We start from the raw sequence: 13,570 nt of genomic DNA, 5'->3' as shown, positions 1-13,570 counted from the left end.
GGAGCCGACATGGACGAGAAGGAAGCACCCCGCGTGGGCGCGGCCGTCAAGAGGCGCCGCAGAGCGCTCCAGCTGACCCTGGCCGTCGTCGCCTCCCGCAGCGGCCTCTCCGTGCCCTTCCTCAGCCAGGTGGAGAACGAGCGCGCCCGCCCCAGCCGCCGCTCCCTCGAACTCGTCGCCGAGGCCCTGGAGACCACCGCCGGCGAACTCCTCGCCGCCGCGGAGGCCTCCCGCACCGTCGACGTCGTACGGTCCGACGAGCGCTCCCCGGGCATGCCCCCGGGCGTCCGGGCGCTGGTCCGCGGCCGCCACCAGCTGCACGCCCTGGAGTTCACCGGCGAGCAGGACGCAGGACGGGAGTTCCAGCACCGGAACGACGAACTGCTGTACGTGGCCGACGGCGCCGCCGAGGTCGAGGCCGAGGGCCGCGCCCACCGGCTCGGCCGCGGCGACACGCTCTACCTCTCCGGCGGCGTACGGCACCGCTGGCGCGCCACCGAGCCCGGCACCCGGCTCCTCGTCGTCGCCATCGGCGACCACGTCGAGGCCGAGGAGGAGTGAGGACCCCGTGACGATGAGGGTCGTCTCCCTCGTGCCGTCCCTCACCGAAGCCGTCGCCGTCACCGCGCCCGGCCTCCTCGTCGGCGCGACCGACTGGTGCAGCCACCCCGCCGGCCTCGACGTCGTCCGCGTCGGCGGCACCAAGAACCCCGACGCCGCGGCGATCGCCGCGCTCCGGCCCGACCTCGTCCTCGCCAACGAGGAGGAGAACCGCGCCCCCGACCTCGCCGCCCTGCGGGCCCTCGGCCTCGACGTCCTCGTCACCGAGATCCGCACCCTCGGCGAGGGGCTCCGGGAACTGGAGCGGGTCCTCGCCGCCTGCGGCGCGCCCCGGCGCCCCCGCTGGCTGGACGAGGCCGAGGCCGCCTGGGAAGCCGTCGACCCGCTCGGACCGCTCACCGCCGTCGTCCCGATCTGGCGGCGGCCCTGGATGGTCCTCGGCCGTGACACCTTCGCGGGCGACCTGCTCGCCCGCCTCGGCGTCCGGAACCTGTACGCCGGCCACCCGGAGCGCTATCCGAGGCTCACGCTCGACGAGCTCCGCACCACGGGTCCCGACCTCGTCGTCCTGCCCGACGAGCCCTACCGCTTCACGCGGGACGACGGCCCCGAGGCCTTCCCCGGGACCGCCGCCGCCCTCGTCGACGGGCGCATGCTCACCTGGTACGGGCCGTCACTGGCCGAGGCCCCGCGGGCACTGGCCCGGGCCCTGCGAGCAGCGCACCGCTGACCAGCCCGCGCCAGGTGTGGAAACCGGCCACCAGCCAGGCCGCCACGAGGAACACGTACAGACCGATCGCGAGCCACCGGAACACGGCCAGGCCGGTGTGCTGGGCCAGCCCCTCGGCGCCGGTCACACAGGTCCCCACCGGGAACGTGAAGGCCCAGAAGGTCATCGCGAAGCCCATGCCCCGCCGCCGCGCCCGCAGCACCATCGCGCCGGCGAGCGCCAGCCACAGCAGCGCGAAGCCCATCACGGGGACCCCGTAGAGGACGGCGAAGGCGGCGAAGCCGTGTGCGTACGGGGCGGGCAGCACGCCCGCGGCCGTGTCGGCGAACTTGTTCGCGGCCGTCGTCGACTGGCCCAGCGGGCCGAGGACCAGGAAGAGGGTGGGGGTGAGCGCGAGCGGCAGGGGGCCGCCGGTCACGAGCCGCCCGAAGACCAGCGGCAGCATGACCAGGGTGGCGAGCAGGCTGACGCCGAACAGCGCGTAGCAGCCGATCAGCAGGGTCTGCTGGGCCTGCCCGGCGGGCAGATGGGGCACGAGCAGCGGGCCGAGCGCGGCGGAGACCATGGGGGCGACGACCGGCAGCAGCCACACCGGCGACGCGCCCTCGATGCGGTGGTGGACCACCATGAGGTACGGGACGGCCACCGCGGCCACCAGGCCGATCACCGTTCCGGCGGTGAAGAGGACCGTGTCGACGGCGACGGCCGCGGGGAGCCCGATCCAGTCCCGGCCCACGATCACCGCCCCGCCGCCGACCGCGAGCAGCGCCATCGACAGACAGCCGTAGAACGGGGCCATCGCCGGGTCCATGAGATGGGCGCGGGCCTGGTCCCGGTGCCGGGCCCAGTGCACGGCGCGGGCGGAGACCAGGGCGAGCAGCATCGCGAGCGACAGGGCCCAGACCGCGGCGCAGGCCGTACGGAGGCCGGGGACGTCCACCGGGAGGGTGGCGCCCGCGTTGGCGACGATGGCCGTGCCCATCACGGAGGCGTACCAGTTGGGCCCGAGGTGACGGACGGAACGGGTCGCCCGGGCGCCGGGGGTGGTGGCGCGGAGGGCGGGAAGTGAAGGTGCGAGGCTTGCCATGTCCCGATCGTTTCGCGCCGGAACCGCCCCCACCAGGGATGTTGTGGCTATGAGGCCATAAGCTGCCTTTATGAGCAGCGAGCAGGGCGTGACCCCGACCCCCCTCCACCACCGGGTCCCGGACCTCGGGGCCCTGGAGCTGCTCCTCGCCGTCGCCCGGCACGGGAGCCTCGGCGCGGCCGCCCGCGACGTCGGGATCACCCAGCCCGCCGCCAGCAGCCGGATCCGCTCGATGGAGCGACAGCTCGGCGTGGCCCTGCTCGACCGCTCCCCGCGCGGCTCCCGGCTCACCGACGCGGGCGCCCTCGTCACCGACTGGGCGCGGCGGATCGTGGAGGCCGCGGAGGCCTTCGACGCGGGCGCGCAGGCGCTGCGCGGGCGGCGGGACTCGCGGCTGCGGGTCGCCGCGTCCATGACGATCGCCGAATACCTGCTGCCGGGCTGGCTGATCGCGCTGCGCGCCGAGCGCCCCGACACCGCCGTGTCGCTCCAGGCCGGGAACTCGGCTGCCGTCGCCGAGCGCCTCTTCGCGGGCGAGGCCGACGTCGGCTTCGTCGAGGGGCTCGCCGTGCCCGACGGCCTCGACGGGGTCGTCGTCGCGCACGACCGGCTCGCGGTCGTCGCCGCGCCCTCGCACCCCTGGGCCCGGCGCCGCGGCCCGCTCGACCCGGCGGAGCTGGCCGCGACCCCGCTGGTCCTCAGGGAACGCGGCTCCGGCACCCGGCAGGTCCTCGACGCGGCGCTCTCCGCGCACGGCGGCCTCGCGCAGCCGCTGCTCGAACTCGCCTCCACGACCGCGGTGAAGGCCGCGGCGGTGAGCGGGGCGGGGCCCGCCGTCCTCAGTGAACTCGCGATCACCGAGGAGCTGGCGTCGCGCCGGCTCGTGGCCATCCCGGTGGAGGGCGTGGTGCTCCGCCGTGACCTCCGCGCGGTCTGGCCGGCGGGCCACCGGCCGACGGGCCCGGCGCGAGACCTGCTGTCGCTGACGCGGGGGTGACGGGGGCCCCGGCGCGCGCGGCCCCTGCCGTGCACAGGGCGGCGCCTTGGCCCACCCGCCGTTGTGGGCCACGCCCCGCCCCCCCCGTGTGGGCAATCGTCCCGCATGGGGGTCCCCCCTGGACGAAGTCCTTGGGGGAGGGACGGGTGGGCACACGGGACGGCGCCCTTCGCGGCGCCTCCGCGTTCCGCGCCTGGACCCGCACCCCAGTGACGGTGCGCAGGGGGCGGGTTCAGGCGCGGGAGCCTCTGGCGCCGGCAGGGGCGCCGTTCCGTTGTGCCCACCCGTTCCGCCCCAGCGGAACGATTGCCCACAACGGGGGCCGTCAGACGTCCGTCGCGCGGAAGGTGATGCGGCCCGACACCGTCGTCAGCCGTACCGGGACGTCCGGGAGTTCCGTCGACGGCGTCGTCAGCGGGTCGGCCGCCAGGGCCGTCAGGTCGGCGCGGTAGCCGACCGCGAGGCGGCCCGCCTCGTGCTCCTCGCCCGCCGCGTACGCCGGCGCCGTCGTCATGCCCCGCAGCGCCTCCAGCGGCGTGAGCGCCTGCTCCGGACCGTGCGGCGCCTGGCCGAGGTCACGGCTCGGCCGCCGGTGCCGGGCCCCGGCCATCACACCGAGCGGCGGGAACGGCGCGATCGGCCAGTCCGAGCCGAGGACCACCGTGGCGCCCGAGTCCGTCAGGTCCCGGCAGCGCCACGCGCGCGCGGCCCGCTCCTCGCCGAGCCGCCGCGACCAGTTGTCGGTGTGGTCGGCGCGGGTGAAGTCGCAGCAGTGCGTGGGCTGCATGGACGCCAGGACCCCCAGCTCCGCGAAGCGGCGCAGCGTGTCGTCCGGCACCGTCTCGATGTGCTCGACCCGGTGCCGTACCTCGCCGCCCGCGGTCCGTGCCTTCTCGACGGAGTCGAGGACGTGCCGGACGGCCGCGTCGCCGATGGCGTGCGTCGCGGTGGCCACGCCCGCCCGGTGCAGCTCCTCGATCACGCGGGTGTACGCCTCGGGGTCCGGCCAGAACGCGTGCGTGGACTCGCCGTGGCAGTCGGGGCGCTCCAGCCACGCGGTGCCGTTGTCGATCGTCCCGTCCATGAAGAGCTTCACGCCGGCGACCTGCCAGAGCTCGCCGCCCATGCCCTGGAGGGCGATCAGTTCCCGCACCCCGAGCTCGTCCGTGCCCGGCTGGCACCAGGGCGCGACCCGCAGCCGCAGCGGCAGCTCACCGGCCGCGTCGAGCTCTCCGTACAGGGCGAGGCTGTCGCCGTTGGCGTCCATGGCGTGGCCGCCGGTGAGGCCCGCCGCCGCCATGGACCGCAGGGCCGCCGCGAGCCGCTGCCGGCTCTCCTCGCGCGTCGGCCGGGGCGCGACCCGCTCGACCAGCTCACAGGCCGCGTCCTCCTGGAGCAGCCCGGTCGGACGGCCGTCGGCGTCGCAGACGACCTCGGCGGAGGCCTGGTCGAAAGTGCGGGGGCCGTCGACGCCGGCGAGTTCGAGGGCCCGGCGGCTGGCCAGGGCCGAGTGGGCGTCGAAGAGCAGCAGGAAGGCCGGCACGCCGTCGAGGACGGCGTCGAAGGGGGCGGTGCCGACGGGCCGGTCGCCGAAGACGTTCGGGTCCAGACCCCAGCCGAACAGCCACTGGCCGCGGTCGAGGCTCCGCACCTCGCGGGCCAGGGCCTCCCGTACGTCGTCGAGGTCCGCGCAGTACGACAGGTCGAGGCCGTGGGTGAGTTCGGCGCCGGACACCGGGTGCATGTGGCCGTCGACGAGGCCGGGGGTGACGACGGCCCCCTTCAGGTCGACGACGGTGGTCGCGGGACCGGCCAGTGCCCGGATCTCCCGGTCGTCGCCCAGTGCGGAGATCCGGCCGTCGTCCGAGACGGCGAGCGCGGACTCCGGCAGGAACGCCCCCGTGCCGGGGTCGAGCAGTCGGGCGGAGAGCAGGACGAGTCGGGTGCGCACGGTGGCTCCAGGAGATCGCGGATGGGGGGTGGGTGGAGGGGGTGGGATGGGCAGGGTGGTGGGCCTCGTCGGAGGCCCCGCCGTCAGCGCGGCTCGGCCTGCTCGGCCTGCTCGGTCGGGTCGGCCTGTTCGGTCGGCTCCGCCGTCCCGGTCCGCTCGGCCGGCAGCGGTACGTCGCTCAAGGCACCGTGCGGCAGCCCGAGTTCCCGCTCCGCTGTCGTCAGCGCCATGCGTTTGACCGCCTCCGGGATGTCGGTCCGGTCGGTGTTGGCGTGGGAGCCGAGGCCGTCGAGGACCACGAGGATCTGGATCGCCGCCGTCCGCGGGTCGTCCGTACGGAACTCGCCCCGCTCGACGCCCTCGCGGATGAGTCCCTCGATGCGCTCGTCGGAGGCGAGCTCCTGCTCGGAGACCCGGTCGCGCAGGACGGGCCGGTAGCGGCTGAGGTGCCGGGCGTTGATCCACAGCCGGCTGATGTCGTCGTACTCCTCACCGCCCGAGAGGGCGAAGTAGCGCGCGAGGTACTGCGTGGGGGTCCCGCCGGGGCGGTCGGCGGGCAGCAGGGCGTCGAGCTCGCCGGTGGCGGCGACGCTGAACGCCTCGGCCACCAGATCCTCCGCCGAAGGGAAGTAGTGGCTGATCAGACCGGGGCGTACGGCGAGCTCATCGGCTATGCGCCGGAGCGTGACGCACTCCAGGCCCTCGGTCAGGGCGACCCGGGCCGCGGTCTCCACGATCTCCGCCCTCCGTGCTTCGGGCGTTTTCCGAATTCTCTTGCGCTGGACGCTTGACGGCATACCGGCGATGCTATTGAGTGTGCGACCAATAAGCAACCAGGTGGGCACACACGCATCCGGAGGGCCGCATGGCTTCCACGATCCCCGACCACGGCGCCGCCCGCGCCGAGGTCACCCCGCCGGTCGACCGGCCCGGCCGCATCGAGGCCCACGGCATCGATCACATCCCCGACAGCGAGCGCCACGGACATCCGCGCGAGCTCTTCTCCGTGTGGGCCGCGGCGAACGTCAACTACCTCAGCCTCGTCATCGGCGGCGCCCTCGTCCTGATGGGCCTGAGCCTCTGGCAGGCCGTCGGCGTGATCGTCGTGGGCAATCTCTTCTGGGTGCTGACCGGACTCCTCGCCACCTCGGGACCGGCCGCGGGCGCGCCGAGCGAGGTGATCACCCGCGCCCTGTACGGCGTCATCGGCAACCGGGTGAACAACGCGATCGGTGGCTGGCTGGTCTCCGTCTGCTACTTCGCGCTCAACCTCGCCGCCGCCGCGACCGCCGCCTTCGCACTGGTCGAGAAGGCGGGCATCACCGCGAACGTGCCCGTCAAGGTGGTGGTGATCGTGGTCATCGCCGCGCTCACCCTCGCGATCAGCGTCTACGGCCACGCCCTGATCATCAAGCTGTACCTGCCGATCACCCTGGCCCTGGCGGGTGCGTTCACCGTCGTCGCGCTCGCGGTCCTCCGCCACGCCGACTTCTCGTACACGCCCGCCGAGCCGGTCACCGGCGTCCAGCTCTGGGCCCTGCTCGTCGCGGGCACCACGATGATCGCCTCGGGCCCGCTCTCGTACACCACGAGCGCCGACTTCTCCCGCTACCTGCCGCGCACCGCCTCGAAGAAGGCGATCATCGGCTGGACCGCCCTCGGCGCGTTCGTGCCCAGCGTGGTCGTCTGCTCGCTCGGCGCCTTCGCGGCGACCGCCGTCGACATGACCGACCCTCAGAACGCGCTCCAGGAGATCCTGCCGGGCTGGTTCGTGCCCGTCTTCCTGCTGGCCCTGGTCCTCGGCACGATCTCCATCAACGCCCTGACCGCGTACAGCGCCGGACTCGCCCTCCAGGCCGTCGGCCTGCGCATCCGACGCACCGTCAGCGTCCTCTTCGACGGGACCGTCGCGGTCGCGCTCACCCTCTACGGCCTGCTGGTCTCCAACTTCCTGGACACCGTCAGCAACGCCCTCCAGGTGATCGTCGTCCTCAGCGGTCCCCTCATGGCCGTGTACGCCACCGACATCCTCCTGCGCCGGAACCGGTACGACGGCAGCGCGCTCTCGGAGGAGAGCCCCGGCAGCCCCTTCTGGTTCACCGGCGGCGTCAACCGGGCCGGTGCCCTCGCCCTGATCACGGGCGTGGCCGCGGCCGCCCTCTGCGTCAACACCCTCTACACCGGCCCGGTCGCCTCTGCGCTCGGCGGCGTCGACCTCTCCCTGCCGGTCGGCATGGCCGTCGCCTCGGGCCTGTACGTGTTCCTCGGCCGCCGCGCGGTGGCGGCGACGAGCTGAGGCCACGGGACGGAGGCCGCCGCCCCCGAGCCCGCCCCGCATGCCGCGGGGCGACCGGAGCCCACCCCGGTCGCCCCGCTTCCTGTCCGTCGGCCGACCGCCTAGCCGGCCGCCGCCTCCACCAGGCCCCGCATCACGCGCAGGTCCTCGCCCATCTCCGGGTGCCACTGCACCCCGAGCGCCCAGGCCGGCTCGGCCAGTTCCACCGCCTCCACCGTGCCGTCCTCCGCGTGGGCCGAGGCCGTGAGGCCCGCGCCCAGCCGGTCCACGGCCTGGTGGTGGTAGGTCGGGACCTCGGTGAGCTCGGGCACCAGCGAGGCGTACCGCGTGCCCGGCACCGGCTTCACCGCGTGCCGGCCGATCACTCCGACCGCCTCCACGTGCCCGTCCAGGTGCTGGATCAGCGTGCCGCCGAGGGCCACGTTCAGCAGCTGCATGCCCCGGCAGATGCCGAGGAGCGGGGTGCCGGAGGCCAGGGCCGCGTCGATCAGGGCCAGCTCCCAGGTGTCCCGGGCGCGGGCCGGGGGGCCGGTGCGGGGGTCGGGCTCGGCCCCGTACCGTACGGGCTCGACGTCCGCCCCGCCCGCGACGACCAGGCCGTCGAGCCGGGCCACGACCGCCGTCGCGTCCTCGGGCCCGCCCGGCGGGAGCATCACCGCGAGGCCGCCGCTCTCCCGTACGAGACGCGGGTACTGAGCGGGAAGCAGCGCGGCGGTCATGTCCCACACCCCCCAGCGCGCCTGGTCCAGGTAGGTGGTCACGCCGATGAGCGGCTTGGTCACGGAACGTCCTCCTCGGGTGCGGAGCGTCGGATGGTCAGTCGCGTTCGAGTTCGGCCTCGGCCGCGGCGAGCGCCGCGAACTCCTCCTCGGGCGCCCTGGCCACCAGATGATGCCGACTGTAGAACGCGAAGTAGGCGAGGGCGATCACGTACACCCCGAGCGCCATGAACGCCGCCGTCCGGTCCACCAGGAAGGTCGCGACCAGCGCCGAGAGGGCCAGGACGAAGGCCACGGACGAGGTCACGATCCCGCCGGGCGTGCGGTACGGCCGGTGCAGGCCCGGCTCGCGGCGGCGCAGCACGATGTGGGAGAGCGCCATCAGGGCGTACGAGATGGTGGCGCCGAAGACCGCGATGTTCAGCATCCGCGCCCCGTTCCCGGTCCCGGCCGCGAGGGCGAAGCCGATGGCGCCCGGGATGAGCAGCCCCAGGTACGGCGACTTGCGGCGGCTGGTCAGGGAGAGGAACCGGGGCAGGTAGCCCGCCCGGGAGAGGGCGAACAGCTGGCGCGACCCGGCGTAGATGAGGGAGAAGAAGGAGGCGACCAGGCCCGCGAGGCCGGCGTAGTTCACGAAGCGGCTGAGCGCCGTCGGCTCCCCGTCGCCCTGGAGCGCCACGACCAGCGGGTTGCCCGCCTCCTGGACGGCGGCCGAACCGCGCGCCCCGGTGGCGGCGAAGAAGGTCATGACGGCGAGCAGCACCAGGATGCCCATCGAGATCGCGAGCGCCCTCGGCATCGACCGCACCGGGTCCTTCGCCTCCTCCGCGGCGAGCGGCACCCCCTCGACGCCGAGGAAGAACCACATGCCGAAGGGGAAGGCGGCCCAGATCCCGAGGAGGCCGAACGGCAGCCAGGAGTTCGAGCCGAAGGCCTCTCCGTCGACCGGGATGTCGTTCAGGCCGTCGACGTGGAAGTCGGTGAACGCGCCGAGCGCGAAGACGACGAGGGCCGCGACGGCGATCGCCGTGACGATCAGGCTGAAGCGCAGCGCCTCGCCCACGCCCCACAGGTGGATGCCGATGAAGAGCGCGAAGCAGACCAGGTAGACCGGCCAGCCGGACTCCAGGCCGAAGAGCCCGAGGGACTCCACGTAGTCGCCGATGAAGATGGAGATCGCGGCGGGGGCCAGGATGTACTCGATGAGGATCGCGGTGCCGGTGAGGAAGCCGCCCCAGGTGCCCAGGGCCCGCCGGGCGAAGCCGTAGCCGCCGCCCGCGGTCGGCAGGATGGCGGAGAGCTCGGCGAGAGCGAAGACCAGACAGGCGTACATCGCGCCCATCAGGACGGTGGCGACGGCGAGCCCGCCGAAGCCGCCCTTCGACAGGCCGATGTTCCAGCCGGAGAAGTCCCCGGACACGACGTACGCCACGCCGAGCCCGGTCAGCAGCAGCCAGCCGGCGCTGCCGCGGCGCAGGGCCCGGCGTTCGAGGTAGTCGTCCTTCGTCGGCGTGGTGTCTTCGAGCGTCATGGCAGCGTCAGCTCCCCGCAACGGGCCCAATGGATTGGAGCCATACCTTTGCGGTGGCCGACGGGGGAGCGCAACCCCCCTGCGTTACTTTCGGGTTACGCCGCCGGGGACGCCCTCCTCAGGTCAGGAAGCCCCGCAGCAGCGCCGCCGTGCCCGCGCAGTGCTCCCGCATCACCTCGCGCGCCGCGTCCGCGTCCCCGTCGAGGACCGCCTCCACCAGGGCGGTGTGCTGGTGCTGGGAGTGCTCCAGATTGCGTACGAGCAGGGGGATGCAGTCCAGCAGGTCGTTCACCGTCGCGCGCACGGCGGCGTACTGGGCGGTCAGGGTCGGCGAGCCGGAGAGCTCCGCGAGGGTGAGGTGGAGCAGGGTGTCCTGGCGGCGGTAGTCGGCCAGCGGGGCGTCATGGGTCGCCGCGACGGCCGTCCGCAGCCGCTCGGCGCCCGCCGCGTCGAGGCCGTGGGCCGCGCACAGCCCGGCGGCCCCCACCTCCAGGACCTCACGGAAGCGCAGGGTGTCCTCCATGTCGACCGTGGCGATCCGGCGGCGCAGCTCGTCCTCGTCGGCCGTCTGCGTCCGGGGCAGCACGAACGTCCCGCCGTACCGTCCGCGCCGGCTCTCCACGAGGCCCTGCTCCTGGAGGACCTTGAGGACCTCGCGCAGGGTCACCCGGCTGATCCCCATCCGGTCGGCGAGCTCCCGCTCGGCGGGCAGCCGCTCCCCGCCGGGCACGAGACCGAGGCGTACCACCTGGAGGATCTGCTCCAGGGCCTCCTCGAATCCGTTGCCCGCCCGCACCGGCCGCAGCACGGGCGTCAGCCGGTCCGCCGATTCACTCGTACTGGCCACGTTCTCGTTTCCCTTTCTCCAGCACTTCCCAAGCAATGGTCTTCCGCAATACCTTATGGCTCCCGGCAGGCCGAAGGAGGAGCAATCCCGTGGCAGACCGCACACCCCCGCTCACCGTCGAGGAGCTCCGTGCCCTCGTCGCGAGCGGCGAGATCGACACCGTCGTCCTCGCCTTCCCCGACATGCAGGGGCGGCTCCAGGGCAAGCGGTTCGCCGCACCGTTCTTCCTGGACGAGGTCCTCGGCCACGGCACCGAGGGCTGCAACTACCTTCTCGCCGTCGACACCGACATGAACACCGTCGACGGCTACGAGATGTCCTCGTGGGACCGCGGCTACGGCGACTTCGCGATGCACCCCGACCTCACCACCCTCCGCCGCCTCCCCTGGAACGACGCCACCGCCATGGTGACGGCCGACCTCGCCTGGGCCGACGGCACCCCGGTCGTCGCCGCGCCCCGCCAGATCCTCCGCCGCCAGCTGGAGCGCCTCGCGGAGCTCGGCCTCACCGCCCACGTCGGCACCGAGCTCGAGTTCATCGTCTTCAAGGACAGCTACGAGCAGGCCTGGGACGCGAACTACCGCGGCCTCACCCCCGCCAATCAGTACAACATCGACTACTCCGTCCTCGGTACCGGACGCATCGAACCCCTCCTGCGCCGCATCCGCAACGAGATGACCGGCGCCGGACTCACCGTCGAGTCCGCCAAGGGCGAGTGCAACCCCGGCCAGCACGAGATCGCCTTCAAGTACGACGAGGCCCTCGTCACCTGCGACCAGCACGCCGTCTACAAGACGGGCGCCAAGGAGATCGCCGCCCAGGAGGGCTGCTCGCTCACCTTCATGGCGAAGTACAACGAGCGCGAGGGCAACTCCTGTCACATCCACCTCTCGCTCCAGGACGCCGACGGGCACAACGTGATGGCCGGGGACGACCCCCACGGCATGTCCGAGACCATGCGGCACTTCCTCGCGGGACAGCTCGCCGCCCTCCGCGACTTCTCCCTCCTCTACGCCCCGAACATCAACTCCTACAAGCGGTTCCAGCCCGGCTCCTTCGCGCCCACCGCCGTCGCCTGGGGCCACGACAACCGCACCTGCTCGCTCCGGGTCGTCGGCCACGGCCGCTCCACCCGTTTCGAGAACCGCCTCCCCGGCGGCGACGTCAACCCGTACCTGGCCGTCGCCGGCCTGGTCGCCGCCGGCCTGTACGGCATCGAGCAGCGCCTCGAACTGCCCCCGCCCTGTACCGGGAACGCGTACACCGCCGAGTACGCGCACGTCCCCACCACCCTGCGCGAGGCCGCCGAACTCTGGGAGACCAGCGAGATCGCCAAGGCCGCCTTCGGCGCCGAGGTCGTCGCCCACTACCGCAACATGGCCCGCGTCGAGCTCGACGCCTTCGACGCGGCGGTCACCGACTGGGAGCTGCGCCGTTCCTTCGAGCGCCTCTGAGCCTTCGAACGCCTCTGAACCACCTCTGAGAGGAATGAGTTGCTCCAGGTACTGAACCCGGCGACCGAGGAACTCGTCGCCACCGTCCCCGCCGCCACCCCGGCCGACGTCGACGCCGCCGTCGCGCGCGCCACCGCCGCCCAGCGCGGCTGGGCCGCCGCCGCGCCCGCCGACCGGGCCCGGCTGCTCCGCCGCTTCGCCGCCGTCGTCGACGACCACATCGAGGAACTGGCCCGCCTGGAGGTCACCGAGGCGGGCCACACCATCGGCAACGCCCGCTGGGAGGCCGGCAACGTCCGGGACCTGCTCGACTTCGCCGCCGGGGGAGTCGAGCGCCTCAACGGCCGCCAGATCCCGGTGGCCGGCGGCCTCGACATCACGATCCTCGAACCCCTCGGGGTCGTCGGCGTCATCGCCCCCTGGAACTTCCCCATGCCGATCGCCGCCTGGGCCACGGCACCCGCCCTCGCCGCCGGCAACGCCGTCCTCCTCAAGCCGGCCGAGACCACCCCGCTCACCGCGCTCCGACTCGCCGAACTCGCCCTGGAGGCCGGTCTCCCCGAGGGCCTCTTCCAGGTCCTCCCCGGCACCGGCCCCGTCGCCGGGAACGCCCTCGTCGAACACCCCGGCATCGCCAAGATCGTCTTCACCGGCTCCACCCGGGTCGGAAAGTCGATCATGGCGAAGTGCGCCGACCAGGTGAAGCGCGTCACCCTCGAACTCGGCGGCAAGAGCCCCAACATCGTCTTCGCCGACGCGGACCTGGAGGCCGCCGCCGCAGCAGCGCCGATGGCCTTCCTCGACAACAGCGGCCAGGACTGCTGCGCCCGCACCCGCATCCTCGTCCAGCGGAGCGCGTACGACCGCTTCCTGGAGCTCCTCGCCCCCGCCGTCGAGGAGATCGTCGTCGGCGACCCCGCCGACGAGCGCACCCAGATGGGCCCGCTCATCTCCCGCGCCCAGCTCGACCGCGTCCGCTCCTACGTCACCGACGATCTCGAAGGGATCCGCGGCAAGGCCCCCGAGGGCCCCGGCTTCTGGTTCCCGCCGACCGTCCTCACCGGCGTCGCCGAGACCGCCCCCTGCGCCGTCGAGGAGATCTTCGGACCCGTCGCCGTCGTCCTCCCCTTCGAGGACGAGGCCGACGCGATCCGCCTCGCCAACGCCACCGAGTACGGCCTGTCCGGCTCGATCTGGACCCGTGACGTCGGCCGCGCCCTGCGCGCCTCCCGCGCCGTCCGGGCCGGGAACCTCTCCGTCAACTCCCACTCCAGCGTCCGCTACTGGACCCCGTTCGGCGGCTACCAGCAGTCCGGCCTCGGCCGCGAACTGGGCCCCGACGCCCTGACCGCCTTCACCGAAACCAAGAACGTCTTCCTCAGCACGGAGGCCTGAAC

The 13,570-nt window shown here is 73.6% G+C and carries 12 protein-coding genes; 6 read left to right on the top strand and 6 right to left on the bottom strand.

Going from position 1 to position 13,570, the window contains the following annotated elements; all coding sequences use genetic code 11:
* Nucleotides 1–9: 9 nt before the first annotated feature.
* Together IE237_RS25870 and IE237_RS25865 are read left to right on the top strand one after the other, a co-directional pair.
* Nucleotides 10–561, top strand: a complete 552-nt coding sequence (locus IE237_RS25870) for a helix-turn-helix domain-containing protein (RefSeq protein ID WP_189804507.1) — start codon at nt 10–12, stop codon at nt 559–561.
* Nucleotides 562–574: 13 nt separating this feature from the next.
* Nucleotides 575–1,291, top strand: coding sequence for a helical backbone metal receptor (locus tag IE237_RS25865; RefSeq protein ID WP_189804554.1), 717 nt, complete (start codon nt 575–577; stop codon nt 1,289–1,291).
* Here the strand turns inward: IE237_RS25865 and IE237_RS25860 are convergent.
* On the bottom strand, nt 1,218–2,378 hold the full coding sequence (locus tag IE237_RS25860) for a TDT family transporter (RefSeq protein WP_189804506.1): 1,161 nt from the start codon (nt 2,376–2,378) through the stop codon (nt 1,218–1,220). The two genes, IE237_RS25865 and IE237_RS25860, sit on opposite strands and share 74 nt — an antisense overlap.
* A gap of 70 nt (nt 2,379–2,448) precedes the next feature.
* On the opposite strand from IE237_RS25860, the gene IE237_RS25855 reads away from it, so the two are divergent.
* Entirely contained in the window at nt 2,449–3,375 is a 927-nt protein-coding gene (locus IE237_RS25855; RefSeq protein ID WP_189804505.1) for a LysR family transcriptional regulator, read from the top strand.
* Between the two features lie 325 nt (nt 3,376–3,700).
* On the opposite strand, the gene IE237_RS25850 is transcribed toward IE237_RS25855, so the two are convergent.
* Both IE237_RS25850 and IE237_RS25845 read right to left on the bottom strand, forming a co-directional pair.
* Entirely contained in the window at nt 3,701–5,326 is a 1,626-nt protein-coding gene (locus tag IE237_RS25850) for an amidohydrolase (RefSeq protein ID WP_189804504.1), read from the bottom strand.
* Between the two features lie 83 nt (nt 5,327–5,409).
* Nucleotides 5,410–6,123: a TetR/AcrR family transcriptional regulator gene (locus tag IE237_RS25845; RefSeq protein WP_229842884.1), complete on the bottom strand. Its 714-nt coding sequence runs from the start codon at nt 6,121–6,123 to the stop codon at nt 5,410–5,412.
* A gap of 68 nt (nt 6,124–6,191) precedes the next feature.
* On the opposite strand from IE237_RS25845, the gene IE237_RS25840 reads away from it, so the two are divergent.
* Nucleotides 6,192–7,622, top strand: coding sequence for a purine-cytosine permease family protein (locus IE237_RS25840; RefSeq protein WP_189804503.1), 1,431 nt, complete (start codon nt 6,192–6,194; stop codon nt 7,620–7,622).
* 101 nt (nt 7,623–7,723) lie between these two features.
* Here the strand turns inward: IE237_RS25840 and IE237_RS25835 are convergent, their stop codons facing one another.
* The 3 genes from IE237_RS25835 to IE237_RS25825 all read right to left on the bottom strand — a co-directional run bounded on the left by IE237_RS25835 (nt 7,724) and on the right by IE237_RS25825 (nt 10,719).
* Nucleotides 7,724–8,404 (bottom strand): gamma-glutamyl-gamma-aminobutyrate hydrolase family protein, encoded by a 681-nt coding sequence (locus IE237_RS25835; RefSeq protein WP_189804502.1) that lies wholly within the window; start codon nt 8,402–8,404, stop codon nt 7,724–7,726.
* A gap of 34 nt (nt 8,405–8,438) precedes the next feature.
* Complete coding sequence (eat, locus tag IE237_RS25830; protein WP_189804501.1) at nt 8,439–9,872, bottom strand: ethanolamine permease; 1,434 nt, start codon at nt 9,870–9,872, stop codon at nt 8,439–8,441.
* Between the two features lie 118 nt (nt 9,873–9,990).
* On the bottom strand, nt 9,991–10,719 hold the full coding sequence (locus IE237_RS25825) for a FadR/GntR family transcriptional regulator (protein WP_189804500.1): 729 nt from the start codon (nt 10,717–10,719) through the stop codon (nt 9,991–9,993).
* Between the two features lie 89 nt (nt 10,720–10,808).
* Here IE237_RS25825 and IE237_RS25820 point away from each other — a divergent pair, with 89 nt between their 5' ends.
* Nucleotides 10,809–12,173 carry a glutamine synthetase family protein gene (locus IE237_RS25820; RefSeq protein ID WP_189804499.1) on the top strand — a complete coding sequence of 455 codons (1,365 nt, stop codon included), beginning with the start codon at nt 10,809–10,811 and terminating at the stop codon, nt 12,171–12,173.
* A gap of 39 nt (nt 12,174–12,212) precedes the next feature.
* Entirely contained in the window at nt 12,213–13,568 is a 1,356-nt protein-coding gene (locus tag IE237_RS25815) for an aldehyde dehydrogenase family protein (protein ID WP_189804498.1), read from the top strand.
* The last annotated feature ends 2 nt before the right edge of the window (nt 13,569–13,570 follow it).

The sequence above is a fragment of the Streptomyces tanashiensis genome (assembly GCF_014648895.1).
GTDB lineage: Bacteria > Actinomycetota > Actinomycetes > Streptomycetales > Streptomycetaceae > Streptomyces > Streptomyces tanashiensis.
This window is presented reverse-complemented; position numbering and strand designations above follow the sequence as displayed.